Annotated in this window: 16 protein-coding genes; 7 read left to right on the top strand and 9 right to left on the bottom strand. The window is 44.8% G+C overall.

Going from position 1 to position 18042, the window contains the following annotated elements:
- Position 1: 1 nt before the first annotated feature.
- Positions 2 to 277, bottom strand: coding sequence for a GNAT family N-acetyltransferase (locus VER99_RS19535; RefSeq protein ID WP_020333428.1), 276 nt, complete (start codon positions 275 to 277; stop codon positions 2 to 4).
- Positions 278 to 406: 129 nt separating this feature from the next.
- On the opposite strand from VER99_RS19535, the gene VER99_RS19530 reads away from it, so the two are divergent.
- Positions 407 to 1141 carry a flagellar brake protein gene (locus VER99_RS19530; protein WP_020333430.1) on the top strand — a complete coding sequence of 245 codons (735 nt, stop codon included), beginning with the start codon at positions 407 to 409 and terminating at the stop codon, positions 1139 to 1141.
- 115 nt (positions 1142 to 1256) lie between these two features.
- Here VER99_RS19530 and VER99_RS19525 read toward each other — a convergent pair whose 3' ends face one another.
- The gene (locus tag VER99_RS19525; RefSeq protein WP_020333431.1) at positions 1257 to 3617 is read right to left on the bottom strand and encodes a Lon protease family protein; all 2361 of its coding nucleotides are present in this window, start codon (positions 3615 to 3617) and stop codon (positions 1257 to 1259) included.
- A 195-nt stretch (positions 3618 to 3812) separates the two neighbouring features.
- On the opposite strand from VER99_RS19525, the gene VER99_RS19520 reads away from it, so the two are divergent.
- Positions 3813 to 4310 carry a hypothetical protein gene (locus VER99_RS19520; protein ID WP_020333433.1) on the top strand — a complete coding sequence of 166 codons (498 nt, stop codon included), beginning with the start codon at positions 3813 to 3815 and terminating at the stop codon, positions 4308 to 4310.
- Positions 4311 to 4540: 230 nt separating this feature from the next.
- Here VER99_RS19520 and VER99_RS19515 read toward each other — a convergent pair whose 3' ends face one another.
- Both VER99_RS19515 and VER99_RS19510 read right to left on the bottom strand, forming a co-directional pair.
- The gene (locus tag VER99_RS19515; protein WP_020333434.1) at positions 4541 to 6574 is read right to left on the bottom strand and encodes a prolyl oligopeptidase family serine peptidase; all 2034 of its coding nucleotides are present in this window, start codon (positions 6572 to 6574) and stop codon (positions 4541 to 4543) included.
- A gap of 166 nt (positions 6575 to 6740) precedes the next feature.
- Positions 6741 to 7640 (bottom strand): LysR family transcriptional regulator, encoded by a 900-nt coding sequence (locus VER99_RS19510; RefSeq protein ID WP_014234937.1) that lies wholly within the window; start codon positions 7638 to 7640, stop codon positions 6741 to 6743.
- A gap of 163 nt (positions 7641 to 7803) precedes the next feature.
- Here VER99_RS19510 and VER99_RS19505 point away from each other — a divergent pair, with 163 nt between their 5' ends.
- A complete protein-coding gene (locus VER99_RS19505) occupies positions 7804 to 9495 on the top strand; it encodes an L-lactate permease (protein ID WP_020333435.1) in 1692 nt (563 codons plus the stop codon).
- Between the two features lie 299 nt (positions 9496 to 9794).
- A complete protein-coding gene (lldD, locus tag VER99_RS19500; RefSeq protein ID WP_014234939.1) occupies positions 9795 to 10937 on the top strand; it encodes an FMN-dependent L-lactate dehydrogenase LldD in 1143 nt (380 codons plus the stop codon).
- A 114-nt stretch (positions 10938 to 11051) separates the two neighbouring features.
- On the opposite strand, the gene VER99_RS19495 is transcribed toward lldD, so the two are convergent.
- Positions 11052 to 11399 carry a helix-turn-helix domain-containing protein gene (locus VER99_RS19495; protein ID WP_014234940.1) on the bottom strand — a complete coding sequence of 116 codons (348 nt, stop codon included), beginning with the start codon at positions 11397 to 11399 and terminating at the stop codon, positions 11052 to 11054.
- A gap of 226 nt (positions 11400 to 11625) precedes the next feature.
- On the opposite strand from VER99_RS19495, the gene VER99_RS19490 reads away from it, so the two are divergent.
- Positions 11626 to 12729, top strand: a complete 1104-nt coding sequence (locus VER99_RS19490) for a mechanosensitive ion channel family protein (protein WP_020333436.1) — start codon at positions 11626 to 11628, stop codon at positions 12727 to 12729.
- A 60-nt stretch (positions 12730 to 12789) separates the two neighbouring features.
- Here the strand turns inward: VER99_RS19490 and VER99_RS19485 are convergent, their stop codons facing one another.
- Positions 12790 to 13509: a carbonic anhydrase gene (locus tag VER99_RS19485; protein WP_020333437.1), complete on the bottom strand. Its 720-nt coding sequence runs from the start codon at positions 13507 to 13509 to the stop codon at positions 12790 to 12792.
- A 345-nt stretch (positions 13510 to 13854) separates the two neighbouring features.
- Between VER99_RS19485 and VER99_RS19480 the strand changes: the two genes are divergently transcribed.
- Positions 13855 to 14292 (top strand): DUF3859 domain-containing protein, encoded by a 438-nt coding sequence (locus VER99_RS19480; RefSeq protein ID WP_024372648.1) that lies wholly within the window; start codon positions 13855 to 13857, stop codon positions 14290 to 14292.
- Positions 14293 to 14369: 77 nt separating this feature from the next.
- Here the strand turns inward: VER99_RS19480 and VER99_RS19475 are convergent, their stop codons facing one another.
- Complete coding sequence (locus tag VER99_RS19475) at positions 14370 to 14582, bottom strand: cold-shock protein (protein WP_425315146.1); 213 nt, start codon at positions 14580 to 14582, stop codon at positions 14370 to 14372.
- A 560-nt stretch (positions 14583 to 15142) separates the two neighbouring features.
- On the opposite strand from VER99_RS19475, the gene VER99_RS19470 reads away from it, so the two are divergent.
- Positions 15143 to 15343, top strand: coding sequence for a hypothetical protein (locus tag VER99_RS19470; protein ID WP_020333440.1), 201 nt, complete (start codon positions 15143 to 15145; stop codon positions 15341 to 15343).
- 134 nt (positions 15344 to 15477) lie between these two features.
- On the opposite strand, the gene tdh is transcribed toward VER99_RS19470, so the two are convergent.
- Complete coding sequence (gene tdh / locus VER99_RS19465) at positions 15478 to 16509, bottom strand: L-threonine 3-dehydrogenase (protein WP_014234946.1); 1032 nt, start codon at positions 16507 to 16509, stop codon at positions 15478 to 15480.
- A 168-nt stretch (positions 16510 to 16677) separates the two neighbouring features.
- Positions 16678 to 17871, bottom strand: coding sequence for a glycine C-acetyltransferase (locus VER99_RS19460; protein WP_020333441.1), 1194 nt, complete (start codon positions 17869 to 17871; stop codon positions 16678 to 16680).
- Positions 17872 to 18042: the final 171 nt, after the last annotated feature.

Genomic DNA, 18042 nt, shown 5'->3' with positions numbered 1-18042 from the left:
CCTACGCCAAAAGATGTGCCCACTGCTTATTTTTATCAATATAGTGCCCGACATAAGGACAAACCGGGACGATTTTGTAGCCCAATGATTCAATTTCTGGCAGTACGGCTTCCATCATCACCTTTCCGCAACCCTTACCTCTTAGTTCTTCAGGAACCACGGTCGACGTGATATGCATTGCGCCATCTTGCAGTTGATACACAACTTTAGCGCTAAAGCCTTGCTCAAGTTCAACCCAAAAGATGCCACTTTCACTGTCGTGCGTCACTTTTTGCATAACTTACTTCCTTATTTTCGGTTAACTTATTGAATCGAACTATATCACTGAATAAAATCAATACCACGCTAGGAAGCCCAGTCATTTCATATCAGTCCCTTTTCAGGTTCGACCATAATAATGAGAAATATGATAATTAGTGCCGGAGATGGCAAACGACCTTCTCAAAGTAAGAGGGAACCAGAACGTCAGGCGACAATACTCAACAGCACCGATGCAATGGCAATGGTGGAACACGGAAGCGAAGTTTCTTTAAACGTGACGACGCCCGTAGGAACTAAGTTTATAACCACCAGCACCTTTATTGGCTGTCACTCCAACCATACTGCGTTGGTAGAGCTACCAAATATTTCGGAAGAAGATCTCAAGTTCTACTTTCAAGAAGGGTTCTGGATCAACATTAAAGCGTACTCTCAGCGTGGTGAAGGCGCCATTATTCCTTTTAGAGCGCAAATCCAGCATCGCTTGGGTGAACCTTATCCATTATTGGTTCTCAACCTGCCAAATACGATGCAAGTGTATCAGCTTAGGAAAGAAGTTCGTTACGAAGTCAATTTGAAAGCTCATGTACGCTTCGAAACACATCGCAACGAGTGTGAGATAAGAGACATTTCCCGAAGCGGCTGCCGTTTCGTGACGTCTCCGATCAGTCGTCCGCTGCAGATTGGTGACCTCATTTCGTTAGATGTAAATATGCCGGAGGATAGCCGCATGCTAGCCCCACTCAATGGCCGCATTTGTAACCTGCAAAAATCGACTCATTACTCCCGTTACGGCGTGGAATTTGATGACGTAGGCAAATCCAATGCAAAGCGCTTACTGAGCAATCTCAAATTTGACGGAACCAAACTGAAATTAAAGTAGTTCAGCATTTGTCTCATCGTTTTTCTTACAACACAAGAATAGAAAAAGGCACTGAATGTGCCTTTTTGTTTTTTAATTCAGTCAGATACTGAATCTCTTTTCCGCGAGATTTGGTCTACTTTCTCAATGCATTAAGCTTAGCTTGAGCGATACCAAAAATCGTATCGATCGGATAAGAGCCTTCTTCTGTTGGTTCTCCGGCCACTTTTCCGGTAAACAGTTCAATCGCTTCGGTGACATGGTCTATCGCCCAAATATGAAACTCGCCTTTTTCTACCGCTGTGACGATATCGGATCGCAACATCAGGTTATGAGCATTCGACGCCGGAATGATTACCCCTTGACCGCTATGACGACCTTTAATGACACACACGTCATAAAAGCCTTCAATCTTTTCGTTTACACCGCCAATAGGTTGCGCTTCACCAAACTGGTTCATCGAGCCTGTGATGGCGATATCCTGACGGTTTGGCTGTTTTGAAAACGCAGAAGCAACCGCACACAGCTCGGCCATACTGGCACTGTCTCCATCGACCCCGCCGTAAGACTGCTCAAAGGTAATCGTAGTCGTAAGCGGAACACGTGCATTTTTACCAAACACAGACGACAAATACGCCGATAAAATCATGACCCCTTTGGAGTGAATGCTACCACCGAGATCAACACTGCGTTCAATATCAATCACCTCACCGTCACCATAGCAAGTGGTCGCGGTAATGCGGTTTGGTGCACCAAACATATAATCGCTGGTACTCAACACCGACAATGCATTAACTTGCCCGACTGCTGAACCTTCAGTGCGTATCAGCGTGGTACCATTGACATAGGACTCCATCACACTGTCACGCAAACGGCTCACACGCATTTCTTGATTCTTCAGCGCTTCTTGTACATGCCCGGTTCGAATCATGTTGGAGTTGGCCTGACGAGCAACGTAGTTTGATTCTCGGAGCAAGTTAGCAATGTTGGCAGAATGCAGCGACAGCTTGGACTGGTCCCCAGACAAACGTGAGCTGTATTCGATAATACGGGCAATGGCTTTCTTGTCGCAGTGCAGCATGTTGTTATCGTGGACGACACTAGAAATAAAGCGTGCATAGTGCAGCTCAGACTCAGGCGTTCGGCTCATTTCATCTTCAAAATCGGCCGTAACCCGAAATAGCTCGCTAAATTCTGGATCGTAGTGCTGTAACAACTGATAAGTTCGGTAATCACCAAACAGGATTATTTTGATATCTAACGGAATCGGCTCTGGATCGAGTGAAACCGCACCGGTTAACGTTACTTCTTTCTCTAGTGAGGTAAAGCTTAACTGACGCGATCGAATCGCACGCTTTAGGCCATCCCATACATAAGGCTGCTCCAGCACTTTCTGTGCATCCATCAAAAGGACGCCGCCATTGGCTTTGTGCAAACTACCTGCCCGGATGAGCGAGAAATCGGTAAACACGGTGCCTTTAAACGTTGCCGTTTCAATTGAACCAAATAGCGAGTGATAATTAGGGTTCTCTTCGACCACAATTGGGAAATCACTGTTACAACGACTGACCAGTACATTCACTTTGTAGCGACGAGGTAACTTCTTATCTAAAGACGCGGTCGCTATTTCGCCTTGTTCACCACTTTGGTCAAGAAAGATATCGGCGTTCTCGACAATGTCTTTTTGTAGCTCTGTAAGATAAGTTTTGATCTCTGGATATTCAGAGTAATCAACCTTAAGCGTTTTAATGAAGTGAGTAATCACATCCAGTGTCACTTCATCATTGAGCTTTTTGATTTTATCACTAAACGTTTCTTCCCACTCGGTGAGTTCACGTACCATAGAGCGCAAAGCCACTTCCAACTCATCAATGGCATCGCTGAATTGTTCTTGCTCTTTTTTGCTCAGTGCATCAAACGACTCTTCGGTATGCAGCTCATCACCATCCATCGCGACGAACTGGTAGTCACCTTGTGTTGTGATCGTCAGGCTAATGCCTTTATCTTTCGCTTCTTTGCTAATACGATCCAACTCATTTTGTTGCTTGTTAGCTAGTTGGTTTTTTAAACGATCAGCGCGGCTAAAGTACATTTCGTTATCAAATGCCAATGGTAATGCATTGAGCAGCTTGCCCATTAAGGCTTCAATATCAACTCGTAACTTATTACCGATACCACAAGGCAATTTCAATACTTTAGGTGTGCGAGTGTCTTCAAAATTCGCGACATAACACCAATCAAATAACGCTTCTACATCGTGTTGATGACGATTTAAGTAACGCAAAATCATGGTACGTTTACCCAGACCATTCTGACCGATTGCGTAAATATTGTACCCTTTCTCCTTGATTGACATCGCAAACTCAACTGCCTTTTGAGCGCGCTCCTGCCCCACGATTTCATCAATAGGAGGTAATTCCTTGGTAGACTTACATGGCATATTCTCTAGATCAGCTACAGAATACAACTGCTTAGGTTCTAGCCTTAGTATTGCCATATCCGCTTCCTTTTTCTTATTGTGTTCAATTGAGTGTAGAGATTATTTGTTTAATTTTAAGTGATTTACATTACATCGCGGTCTAACCGAACACTTTATGAGCAACTAAACCACAAAAAATGACAACAATACACACTTGCAATTGATAACCATTTTCATTTAATATCATATTCAATCTAATTTGGGGAGTTGGACATGGATATCGAGCAATGCTGGATGCGCTACATGAAAGCTGGGCAATTAATACAACAGGGTCACTGGCCTGAAGCGCATCGTTTATATGAAGATGTACTCAATCATTTACCCAATCACATCCACTCAGCGTTAGAAAACGAACAAACCAAACCCTGCCAATTTATTTGTCTTATTAGCGGACTACGTGATGCTAGCGTGGCACAGTCAGAGATTCTCAATAGACTCGGTTCGCAACGTGCAGCTTTTTCAGCACTCAACCAAACTTATGCATTATTTCAGTTCTTACAATTGGAAAGCCATGATCTGATTGAGCGCTTAAGTCACCTGCTTGCGCAGCAAAGTGAAGACTTACTTGCACACATGGCAGCATTTTGTACCGCGCAACGTAACGCGGAATGGATGATTGAATTACAACACGTGACTCATGCACACGAACAATTTTTGCATTTGCAGGCAATGATATCTGGCGAATCAGCCAATATGCGTCTCTATAATTAAGCCTCAGCCCCCTGATTCTGAAGCGATGCTAAATTGGCAAGAAAACTTTTGAATTACTGAAAATGGGCATAGCTGCCTTTCGGTTTGGCCGCCGAGACTGGTTGGTTCAACGAGTCAGACTTAGTCAATCTGATTCAATATACTGTTAACAGTATGACTTGAGTTCCCCCAACCATGAAAAATGCCGCGATTCTGTCGCGGCATTTTTTATTCTTCTAACTCATCGGTCGTTACACAGACTCAATGCCCATATTGTATAGGGTGAACGCATAGATATCGGTTGTAAGATCGATTTGTTTACTGAGCGGCATGCCCGCACCATGTCCTGCATTCACATCGATTCGAATCAATACCGGATTTTCGCCCTGATGTTTATCTTGCAGCTCGGCAATGAATTTGTAGGAGTGAGCAGGCACCACACGATCATCATGATCGGCAGTGGTCACCAGCGTTGCAGGGTATTGCACGCCCTCTTTCACATTATGTACAGGCGAGTAACCAAGCAGATACTGGAACATCTCTTCACTTTGTGCAGACGTACCAAAGTCGTACTTCCAGCCTTCTCCAGAAGTGAATGTATGGTATCGAAGCATATCAAGCACTCCCACAGCAGGCAGTGCCACTTTGAACAGCTCTGGACGTTGAGTCATACACGCACCGACCAACAACCCGCCATTCGAACCACCACGAATCACCAAGCGTTCTGAACTTGTGTAGTCGTTCTCGATCAAATATTCAGCTGCAGCGATAAAGTCGTCAAACACGTTCTGCTTTTGCAACTGGGTTCCGGCATTGTGCCATGCCTTTCCATATTCACCACCGCCTCGCATATTCGCTACGGCATAAATGCCCCCTAACTCGAGCCAGTTGGCTACATTACCAGAGAACATTGGCGTCAGGCTGATATTAAAACCACCATAACCGTAAAGCATGGTCGGCGCAGTACCGTCGAACTTGGTGCCTTTTTTATAGGAGATGATCATCGGTACTTGTGTACCGTCTTTTGAGGTGTAGAAAACCTGCTTCGACTCATAGTCATTGCGATCAAATGGCGCTTTAGATTCTTGATAAAGCTGTGATTCACCAGTTTCCACATCAAAAGAGAAAATCGTCGGCGGAGTGACGTAATTGGTGAAAGTGTAGTAAAGCGTAGTTTCTTCTTTCTTCCCTGCTAAACCATATGCCGTGCCTTCGCTCGGTAATTCAACATCACGAATCCATTCACCTTGGTAGTTGTACTGCTGTACTTTCGACAGAACATCAACCATGTAAGTAGCAAACAGATAGCCACCGCCTTTACCCACTTCTAACGGCTGCTCTTGCTCTGCAATAACCTCTACCCATTGTGAGGTTTGCGTGTTGTAACTGACGACTTTGCCATTTGGCGCATCAAGGTTGGTGTAAAACAGCAGAGTTGCATCTTGATTATCAATAAGGTGCGTATCGCCTTGTGTAGTTTCGCGTAACGTCACAATCTCTTGTGCTGCTGAGTTCAGGTCGATATAAAACAAGCGGTTGCCAGAGGTTGATTCCGCGCCAGAGATAATTAAGTAGCGATCATCCGTTGTCGTCGTAGCGAATACATAGCGATGTGTCTGAGAGTCCAATGCGCCAAACACGACTTTATCTTCAGATTGTGAAGTCCCTAGCTCATGATAGTAAAGTTTATGCTGCTCAGTACGCGCTGATAGTTCGCTGCCTTCTGGCTTATCGTAGCTGGAATAGTAGAAACCTTTGCTGCCCAACCAGGAAATGGAGGTAAATTTCGCGTCGACAATTTCAGGCTCCAACTGTGCTTTGGATTCCGCATCAATAACAAAGATCTTACGCCAGTCACTGCCACCTTCAGAGATAGAATACGCGACTAAACGGTTGTCTTTTGAAAAGCTCACTTCACCAAGAGAAGTGGTCCCCTCTTCAGAAAAAGTATTAGGATCTAAAAATACTTCTGCCTCACCCTCTCCTTTGCGACGGTAAAGTACGCTTTGGTTTTGCAAACCATCATTTTTATAAAAATAGGTGTAATCACCGCGCACAAATGGCTGTGAGTATTTCTCATAGTTTTGGCTGCTAGCGACCAGATCGCGAATTTTCTGGCGATAAGGGATCTGACCCAGTAAATCAAAAGTCACTGCGTTTTGGCTTGAGACCCAGTTTGCCGTTTCTTCACTACGATCATCTTCTAACCAGCGATAAGGATCGGCGATATCGTGTCCGAAGTAGCTGTCCACGACAGAATCTTTGCGAGTTTTTGGGTAATGCATAACGTCCGTGTTACTCCACTTTAATTTTGTTTTAGTTTTAATTGAGACTAATTCTCAACACATACCTTAGGGCGCTAACGTTTGATTTCAACTAAAAGATTGAAACATTTATTAAATTGATACTTAACACGCAATTTGCATCGAAGACGGCATGAAGTCCAAGCCGCTAAAAATAGTGTGAAATCGTTAAGTAGCGATCACGGATGTGCTCAATTAATAATTTTACTTTATTCGGTGGCTGGCGAGTAAATGGATACACCGCATAAATGCCCAGTTTTTTGCCAACCAATTCAGGAAAAATATCCACCAGCTGGCCATTACGAATATCGTGATACACCAAGCACCTTGGTACGTAGGCGATACCATGGCCACCCAGCGCCGCTTTGCGAAGCGCGGTGGCGTTATCAGTAGAAAAACTGCCCGACACTTTAACAATGTAATTGCCTTCATCACTCTTAAACTCCCAATCGGAAGCACCTGTGGTTTGATAGGCATATTGAAAACAGTTATGACGCGTCAAATCAATCGGTTCTACTGGTTTGCCATTTTTGGCTATATAAGAAGGAGAAGCACACACCACCCATTGAGAGTCGAGAATATGCCTTGCAATTAAGCTGGAGTCTTCAAGATACCCCGTTCGAATCACGAGATCATAACCATCAGCCACAAGGTCAACGAAGCGATTATCGAGCGACATGTCGACGGTTAAGCCCGGATGAAGGTTACAAAATTCGGCTACTGCATCAGCAAGAATCAAGTCTCCAGAAATAGATGGCACAGACATCTTAATATGTCCGCTTACATTCTCTCCAAACCCTGCAACTGCATCCATAGCCTCCTGAGTGGCTTGCTTCACATTTTTAGCACTATGTAATAACACCTTCCCCGCTTCCGTCAGGGTCAATTTACGTGTTGTTCGATATAATAGCTGCGCGCCGATTTCTTCTTCCAATCTGGCGATTCTTTTACTAACTACCGAATTTGTAAGGTTATTTGCTTCTGCAACCTTACTAAAACTACCCAGTTCCATTACCTGAGAAAATAGGATTAAGTCGTCTGCTCTCATTTGATTATGTCACTTTTGGAATTAATTATTTTCATTATTTCCCTATATCTAAAAAAAATAAAGGAGTAGATTCACGCCAAATTAACAAAACCATTACAACAAAAAGTCGCCTCTACAACGGAAACATACCGTTCAAAAAAGTCTGCGAACGAAGGATGTACAAATGAGTGAAACCCTACTTGCCCTCGTGGCGTTTTCGCCAATTGTTGTGGCCGCCATTTTATTGGTTGGTCTCAACTGGCCTGCTAAAAAAGCTATGCCTGTTGCGTTCGGTCTTACCGTCGCTATCGCCCTAATGTTTTGGGATATGTCAGCTACTCGCGTACTGGCATCCGTATTCCAGGGCCTAGGAATTACCGTATCTGTTCTCTGGATTGTGTTTGGCGCCATCTTCTTGCTCAACACTTTAAAACACACTGGAGCGATCACAACTATCCGTAACGGCTTTACCGATATCTCTGCCGACCGTCGTGTTCAAACTATCATCATTGCATGGTGTTTTGGCTCGTTCATCGAAGGGGCATCTGGTTTCGGTACGCCTGCTGCGATTGCTGCGCCGCTACTCGTTGCGATTGGCTTCCCTGCAATGGCAGCGGTGCTAATGGGCATGATGATTCAGTCTACACCTGTGTCATTTGGTGCTGTAGGCACGCCGATCATTGTCGGTGTCAATAAAGGACTGGATTCACATAACATTACCGAGACATTGGTAACACAAGGTTCTTCATGGGAAGCATACCTACAGGACATTACTGCTCACGTAGCGGTTATCCACGCGGTTGTTGGTACTATGATTCCAGTGTTAATGGCTGTGATGTTAACACGATTCTTCGGTAAAAACAGAAGCTGGACAGAAGGTCTCGATATCCTGCCATTCGCTCTGTTTGCTGGTATCGCATTTACGGTTCCTTACGCATTAACTGGCGTATTCTTAGGTGCTGAGTTCCCGTCTCTGATTGGTGGCCTTGTTGGTCTAGCAATTGTGGTGACCGCAGCGAAAAAAGGCTTCCTGGTACCAAAAACTAAATGGGACTTTGAAAGCGAAGACAAATGGCCTACAGAGTGGTTAGGTTCTCTGAAAATCAACATTCAAGAGAAATCTGGTAAGCCAATGAGCCTGGTAATGGCTTGGGTTCCTTACGTATTGTTAGCTGTGATTCTTGTTGCTAGCCGTGTAAGCGCGGAATTCAAGAGCTTCCTGCAAAGCATCAGCTTGTCTTTCAGCAATATTCTTGGAGAAGCGGGCGTTAGTGCAGCAATCCAACCGCTATACCTGCCTGGTGGCATCCTGGTGTTTGTTGCGCTACTTGCGGCACTACTGCAAAGCGGCAGCGCGAAACCACTTCGTGAAGCATTCGGCGAATCAAGCAAAACACTGATTGGTGCTGGCTTCGTACTGGTATTCACCATTCCAATGGTACGTATCTTCATTAACTCAGGTGTTAATGGTGCAGACCTTGCGAGTATGCCAGTAACAACCGCGAACTTTGCCTCAGACCTTGTTGGCTCTGCATTCCCGGCATTGAGTGCAACGGTTGGTGCACTGGGCGCGTTCATCGCGGGTTCGAACACGGTATCGAACATGATGTTCAGCCAATTCCAGTTTGAAGTCGCTCAAACGCTATCTATCTCAAGTGTGATTGTCGTTTCACTTCAAGCGGTAGGTGCAGCAGCGGGTAACATGATTGCGATTCACAACGTAGTAGCAGCATCAGCAACAGTAGGTCTGCTGGGGCGTGAAGGTGCAACGCTACGTAAAACCGTTATCCCAACGTTCTACTACCTTGTTATGACGGGCATTATCGGCTTGGTACTGATATACGGATTCAACATGACAGATGCTTTGATGAAGTAAACAAAAGCGCAGGGTGTTCCCGCCCTGCACGGTTTTGACACAGCTATTAGCAACACTACCTGCATAGGTTATTTGACCTGCAAGTCTCCCCCAGTAGCTGTGTCACCTTCAATCACTTTATATAACTGATTGAATAATTGGACTGATTGTTCAATCAATTATGTAAATTGGTTACTAGAATTACTCTATCTGATAGTTGTACTTCTTTGTTAACCCGTATTCTGATGTCGTCAGCTACTCCGTAGCGATGAGAAACAACGCTCCACAACTTTGCTTAGAATAAACGCTAGGACACAATTATGATTATATCTGCTTCTACCGATTACCGCGCAGCCGCTAAAGCCAAGCTACCTCCATTTTTATTCCACTATATTGATGGCGGCTCTTACGATGAACGTACTCTGAAGCGCAATACTGACGATTTAGGTGATGTCGCTCTTCGTCAACGCGTCCTACGTGATATGGCTGATTTAAGCCTGGAAACCGAGATCTTTGGTGAGAAACTCGCCATGCCTATCGCACTTGCTCCTGTTGGTTTGACGGGCATGTACGCACGCCGTGGCGAAGTGCAGGCAGCAAAAGCAGCAGAGAAAAAAGGCATTCCTTTCACAATGTCTACGGTTTCCGTTTGTCCGATTGAAGAAGTCGCTCCGGCCATTGAACGCCCAATGTGGTTCCAGCTATACGTGCTAAAAGACCGCGGCTTTATGAAAAACGTTCTCGAGCGTGCAAAAGCGGCTGGCGTGACGACGCTTGTGTTTACCGTAGATATGCCAGTACCAGGCGCACGCTACCGCGACATGCACTCAGGTATGAGTGGTCCTAATGCTGCAATGCGCCGCGTATTTCAGGCGATGCGTCACCCGAGCTGGGCACTGGATGTAGGCATGCTGGGTAAACCTCACGATCTGGGTAACATTTCCACTTACCGTGGTGAACCAACGAAGTTAGAAGATTACATTGGTTGGCTAGGCGCAAACTTTGACCCTTCAATTTCTTGGAAAGATCTAGAGTGGATTCGTGACTTTTGGGATGGCCCAATGGTAATTAAAGGCATTCTGGATGAAGAAGACGCAAAAGACGCGGTACGCTTTGGTGCCGATGGTATCGTCGTATCTAACCACGGTGGTCGTCAGCTGGACGGTGTGCTTTCTACCGCTAAAGCGCTGCCAAGTATCGCAGACGCGGTTAAAGGTGACCTGAAGATTTTTGCTGACTCTGGTATTCGTACTGGATTGGATGTGGTTCGCATGCTTGCTCTTGGCGCGGACTGTACGCTTCTGGGTCGTTCTTTTGTCTACGCACTGGCTGCACAAGGTGGTACTGGTGTAGAGAACCTGCTTGACCTTTACGACAAAGAAATGCGTGTAGCGATGACGTTAACCGGTGCTAAAACGATTGCCGACCTTTCACAAGACTCATTAGTGAAAATCCCGAGCTAATCCGATACATCAATAAAAAACGAGCCATCAAAGGCTCGTTTTTTATAGCTAATTAGCTAAGGGCTGGAGAGCGTAGTCGTCGTTCAAATAGTGATTGAGACCGGGCTGCGAAAACTAGCTCACTTGATGCACGTATTCGATCACCACCTGGTTGCCTTCGATAAATACGTTACTAATATCGCCATCCACCGTTACTCGGCTTTGCAGTTGTACAGAACCTATAGCAGACATTTCTCGCTCATTTAGAGTCGGAATCACTTGACTAGGGCGCACATGTAGCTGCTCGCATAGCTGTTTTACAAAACCCAATGTCAGGGGTGAACTACCACGTAATAGGCCAGAAAACTCATGTAAGCTCACACCGAGGCGCTTCGCCATATCCATTTGAGTGATGTGCATTTTGGCCTTTTGTGACATCCAAGTGTTATAGAGCGCAATTCTATCCTGCTCTTTAAATTCCATATCTGCCTCCGCTAATTTTAAGTGGCAATACCCTCTCACACTTGCCACCGCTTAATGTTAGCGATAAGTCAAAGAACTTATAATTAAACGTTCAAGCCCTGTAAGGTAATGTTACTTACTCTACTGACAATAACGCCGGTGCTATACAATATTTGTTAAATTTCTGGGGTGAGCGTTTAATATCTGCTACCTTTCTCACCAAGACTCATTCGAAATAAAGTTACTTATGTCACAGTGGTTTATCGATCTTCAAAACTATATTCTTACCAACGGTGAAGAATGGAACAGCAGTGTTCTATTTATCACTCTCGCCAGTTTTATTGCATGGATCGCTTGGCGATTAATTCGCTCACGTTTAGCCATCCTGGTAGAGAAAACACCATTCCATTGGGATGACATGTTGCTTGAGGCTCTCAAAGCGCCAGTGAGTACACTCATCTGGTGTTGGCCCGCCACCGTATCACTCGGCATTATTTTAGAAAGCGAGCTAAACGATAAGATAGATTGGCTGAGCACACTCAAGCTCATTTTGATCATCAGCATCTTGGTCTGGACCTTGATGAGGCTAATCACCAATGTAGAAGAATACGTACTCGAACACCAAAAACGCGACGAAACGACGGTGCAGGCTATCGCGAAAGTGGCTCGCTTGTTCTTCGCCACATTGGGCGTTCTGACGATCATGCAGGCGTTTGGCCTTTCTCTGTCAGGTCTGCTCACCTTTGGTGGTGTGGGTGGTTTGATTGTGGGTTTAGCCGCGAAAGATTTGTTGTCTAACTTCTTTGGTGGTTTGATGATCTATTTCGACCGTCCCTTCAAAGTTGGCGACTGGGTTCGCTCTCCCGACAGAGAGATCGAAGGCACAGTTGAACGCATCGGGTGGCGCATGACGATTATTCGCACGTTTGATAAACGCCCGCTTTACGTTCCCAACTCGGTTTTTAGTAGCATTGTGGTGGAAAACCCGTCTCGAATGCTCAACCGACGCATTTATGAAAAAATTGGCCTTCGCTATGATGACGCAGAAAAAGTGCCGGAGCTCATCAATGCGATAAAGGAAATGCTGAAGGCTCACAAAGACATTGACGCTCGTCAAACGCTCATCGTGAACTTCGATTCTTTCGGACCATCGTCGTTGAACTTCTTTATCTATACCTTCACAAAGACGGTCAACTGGGTGCGCTACCATGAGGTAAAGCAGGATGTCTTACTGCAAGTGATCACTATCATTAAAGAGCACAACGCAGACATTGCCTTTCCAACTCAAACGCTTAAGTTGGATCCGATTCAAATGGCCAATCAGACAGAACAAGACGAAAATGGCTTTTAACATTACATAAAGCGAAGCCCACTCAATTGAGTGGGCTTTTTCATAATGGTTTAGCAGCCGTTATTGCTTGGTTAAAATCAGACGCGCATTCAATGGCTGTACTGGACGATTATTTTCACCCATGGCTTGTTCAAATGTCGCGATTTGTTCTGCTGAAATCGTCTGAGGATCTTTAAGCACTAGCCAACGCACCCCTTCCGAGCATGGAGGCGTGGTCAAAGAGCCATTAAATCGATAGTAATCTTTCTCACTCGGGATCAGGGCACTGGCATCAAATGGCGCACTGATCGTCACGTTACTGTCTTTTGCTGGGACTTTATCTAATAGCTTAGTCAACGCTGGGTTTGCTTCACCTTCTTCGAAGAATACCGCGACTACCGCAAGATTACCTTGCTCATCTGCGTGAACATAATGCGCCTCTAACGGATAGGATTTACCGTCTACATGGTTTTCTGATGGCGTATGGAAGTGGAATTGCTTGAGGTTAAATGATTTACCGTCAACAAGCAGGTTGTTGTCGCCTTCTAGACTCGTTTGTAGCGTATGGCCATTGTTTGTCAGTGAAATAGCTTTACCATTGTAATCTAATTCCAGCTTGGCCAATTCCGCCTGAACCGTAGACTGAATATCAATTGGGCTCTGGTTTTTACCCTGAGCACATTCAGAAGCAAATTCCCCCCAATGCTCCGGGCCATGATTACCCTCATATCCCCAATTTGCAGCATGCGCTGTACCAACTAATGCTAGAGATAAACCTAGCGCTGTAAGTGACTTATTCATAGTTTTACCTTATTCCATCAAGCGAAGTATTTTTAACCTCGCTATACTAATCTCAGAAGATCCTGTCGGAATAGTCCGAAAACTATGATTGCAAATAAACTTTGGGAGCAAGACCTCTTGTTATGTAATTGATAGTTCTCCCACCAGCTTCTGTTTCACAGAAAGTCACAAAAAGACAAGCATCGATGTCTTCTCATCCATCACATCAGGCTTAGAATGACGTCGAGTAATTCAGACACAACCTCACCATATTGTGGTCTGTTTTTGTGGGGATACAGGCCCTTGCTTGAAGCCCTGCAGGTATTTGGTAGAATCGCGGCATTATTCATGAGCGAGAACCAATGAGTGGCAAAACGTACTCCAGTTATAGAAATGACATCCTACGGTATTTATTCCCTCTGGGATGCAAAAGCCAAAGAGTTGCCTCAAATTAAAGCGTTCACCCAAACGGTTACTGCCGATGAAGGGGTTGAATTTGGCTTTACCGTCAATATTAAGAAAGCGAAAGGACAGCTTTTACAGTTTTGCATCCATCATCCGGGCATTATCAATAAAAAGGGTAAAGTACTCGCGCCTTTTGATGGAGAAGTGTATGTACGAAGTAATGATTGGCACTTCTATCTTGGCGATACCATTCAGCTACTGTGTCCGATTAACGGATTAGAAAGCAACTTAGGTGAATGGCGAATGACGCTAGAAATGCAAGGTAAGACAATCGCTGAAAAAACATTCAACGTTGTTGCTCGTGACGAAGGACAGTTCTGGAAAAGCCGAGGGTTTTAACCTGACTTATGCTTAAAAAACACTAAAAGCAGACTCATAGCGACACTTAATGAGCCTGCTTACTCTTCAATACTCAGTTATAGAGGCTTAACATTAGTCGCACACGGACCTTTTTGCCCTTGCCCTACTTCGTATTCTACTTTCTGGCCATCCGCCAGCGACTTATAACCACTCATTTTAATTTCCGAATGGTGGACGAATAAATCTTTACTGCCATCATCCGGTGTAATAAAGCCAAATCCTTTATCTCCATTGAACCACTTAACTATTCCTGTACTCATATTCTCAATCTTCATCTTTGGTGAACTATGGATGACTTACTTGTTATCACCATTACAAGAGCCATTTTGTTTTAAAGTTTTATATTGAATTAAAAGTAAGCCAATTAATAAAAACAAATAAAACTATAAGTAACCATTAGCTCAATATAGGCAATAGACAAGAAATTGCAGAAAATATTTAGGCTAACCTGTGTAAAAATCCAGCAGAAATCCACCATCAACCTACCGCTGCCAACTTTATCTAACCACCTATTTAACATTGAATTATGGGGTGCACATCACACCAAAAAACAAAAACTCGAAGTAATCTCATGCATATAACTAAGTTTCATACCCAGGTGGGTATGAATAAATTTTTTGTCCGTTCGTCAGTAGGCTAATTTATATGCAACTTTATGGGATGTGCCCTTCGTGTAAGAAGAGTACGGTGTTTAATCGAATACGCCGGACATTCATAGAAAAAGTATTCCGGAAAAAATACTTCAAATATGAGTGTATAAATTGTTCAGCAGAGGTTTTTTCTCATCAAACTCAAGGAGATATAGTTCTCCATCGAAGTGGGAGCTTAAATGAACAATAACATCAGTTCTATGGATCAAGCTGAAGGTTTACGTCGTCTTGTGAAATCTCCAACTGGCTTAGATAAATTAAAGGCTCTACAGGTCGAATTACGTAGTGCCATCATCGCAGGGAAATACAAAGATGCGGACAGGCTAATGGCTTTGCTAGACAAAGCTCAAAAAGAGCTAGAAGAAAAGCATTGGAGGTAACCTGTCGTTCGATCTGCTAAGCAAAACTCTACTTAGTTAGGACTTTGGGGGATTAATTCCAGACGTTTACTGGTTATTCATGTTCCCTAAAACAAAAAACGCCCCTTTCGGAGCGTTTTTCTTACTTAGAATGGTTATTCCCAATCAAGGATAACTTTGCCAGACTGACCGCTACGCATAACGTCGAAGCCTTCTTGGAAGTCATCAATCTTGTAGTGGTGTGTGATGATTGGCGACAGATCCAGACCCGATTGGATCAGGCTTGCCATCTTGTACCAAGTTTCGAACATCTCACGTCCGTAGATACCTTTGATAACCAGACCTTTGAAGATCACTTGGTTCCAGTCGATACCCATGTCTGATGGTGGAATACCTAGCAGAGCAATACGACCGCCGTGGTTCATGGTTGTCAGCATTGAGTTGAACGCAGCAGGGTTGCCAGACATTTCAAGGCCAACATCGAAGCCTTCTGTCATGTTCAACTCTGCCATTACATCTTCTAGCTTCTCTTCTGCTACGTTTACTGCGCGAGTGACACCCATCTTACGAGCAAGTTCCAGACGGTACTCGTTGACGTCTGTGATGACTACGTGACGCGCACCAACGTGTTTTGCAACTGCAGCTGCCATGATGCCGATTGGACCAGCACCCGTGATCAGCACATCTTCACCAACTAGGTCGAAAGAAAGTGCGGTGTGTACTGCGTTACCAAACGGGTCGAAGATCGATGCTAGATCGTCAGAAATCTCATCTGGGATCTTAAACGCGTTGAACGCTGGGATAACCAAGTATTCTGCAAATGCACCTTCACGGTTTACACCTACACCGATGGTATTGCGACAAAGGTGTGTACGACCACCACGACAGTTACGACAGTGACCACAAGTAATGTGACCTTCGCCAGATACGCGATCACCAATTTCAAAGCCACGAACTTCCTGACCAATCGCAACAACTTCACCCACGTACTCGTGGCCCACAACCATAGGTACTGGAATGGTTTTTTGTGACCATTCATCCCAGTTGTAGATGTGTACGTCTGTACCACAGATAGCCGTTTTCTTAATTTTGATCAGAATGTCGTTATGGCCAACCTCAGGTTTTTCCACCTCAGTCATCCAGATGCCTTCTTCAGGCTTTAGCTTTGATAATGCTTTAATTTTCATAGTATTCACCAAATATTGCTCCGCTCAGTGCGCAACAAAAAATTCTCTATAACTTTCATTATCACTCAACAGCGTGGGTGAAAAGGCTTAACCCAATGAGCCTTCTCCAACGGAGATTTGGGCAAGCCTTTGTCATAAACCCACGTGAAACACGAGAGATACTAAAACTTAAATAATGCCCATGTCCTTACCAACCTGGATGAACGCGTCGATCGCACGATCCAATTGCTCGCGAGAGTGCGCCGCTGACATTTGAGTGCGGATACGCGCCTGACCTTTTGGTACAACAGGGAATGAGAAGCCGATTACGTAGATGCCTTTTTCTAGTGCACGCTCAGCGAACTCAGCCGCAACTTTCGCGTCACCAAGCATGATTGGGATGATTGCGTGATCAGCACCACCCATCGTGAAGCCAGCCGCTTCCATACGTGCACGGAAATGCGCTGCGTTTTCCCACAGGCGGTCACGTAGGTCGCCACTTTCTTCTAGCAGGTCTAGAACTCGGATAGAGGCATTTACGATTGCTGGTGCAACCGAGTTTGAGAATAGGTACGGACGAGAACGCTGACGTAGCCAGTCGATCACTTCTGCTTTACCTGATGTATAGCCGCCTGAAGCGCCGCCCATTGCTTTACCAAGCGTACCAGTGATGATGTCGATACGGTCAACCACGTTGTGGTGCTCGTGCGTGCCTGCACCGGTTTTACCCATAAAGCCAACCGCGTGAGAGTCATCAACCATGGTCAATGCGCCGTATTTTTCCGCCAGGTCACAGATAGCTGGAAGGTTCGCAACCACGCCGTCCATCGAGAACACACCATCCGTTACGATAAGAATGTGGCGAGCACCCGCTTCTTTTGCCGCAATCAGTTGTTGCTCTAGCTCTTCCATGTTGTTGTTTGAGTAACGGAAGCGCATTGCTTTACACAGGCGAACACCATCAATGATAGAAGCATGGTTTAGTGCATCAGAAATGATGGCATCTTCTTTACCAAGAATGGTTTCAAATAGGCCTGCGTTTGCGTCAAAGCAAGAGGTGTAAAGAATCGTGTCTTCTTTACCCAGGAACTTAGACAGTTTCTGCTCTAGCTCTTTGTGGATGTCTTGAGTACCACAAATGAAGCGTACTGACGCCATACCAAAACCATGCTCATCCATACCCACTTTACCTGCTTCAATCAGTGCAGGGTGGTTAGCAAGGCCTAAGTAGTTATTTGCACAGAAGTTCAGTACTTCTTCACCGGTTGAGATTTTCACAGCAGCTTGCTGTTGAGACGTAATAATACGTTCTGCTTTGTAAAGACCTTCAGCCTTCACTTCTTCAATTTGCTGTTGAATCTGTTGGTAAAATGCAGAAGACATTCGCAATTCCTTCTTGATTACGTTGGCGAGTTTTCACTCGTTTTGAATTTGGTTTAGCCTTTGTGTGACGGGCGTCACCGGCGATCACTTATCAATTAATTGTAGTGTAATTCAAAGCAGGAAGAGGGATTATCCCTTGAGGTGGAAAAGCATTGATGAACTTGAGGCACA

The organism is Vibrio natriegens NBRC 15636 = ATCC 14048 = DSM 759 (genome assembly GCF_035621455.1).
Lineage (GTDB): Bacteria > Pseudomonadota > Gammaproteobacteria > Enterobacterales > Vibrionaceae > Vibrio > Vibrio natriegens.
The sequence above is the reverse complement of the archived record's forward strand: the minus strand, read 5'-3'. Positions and strand labels throughout refer to the sequence as shown.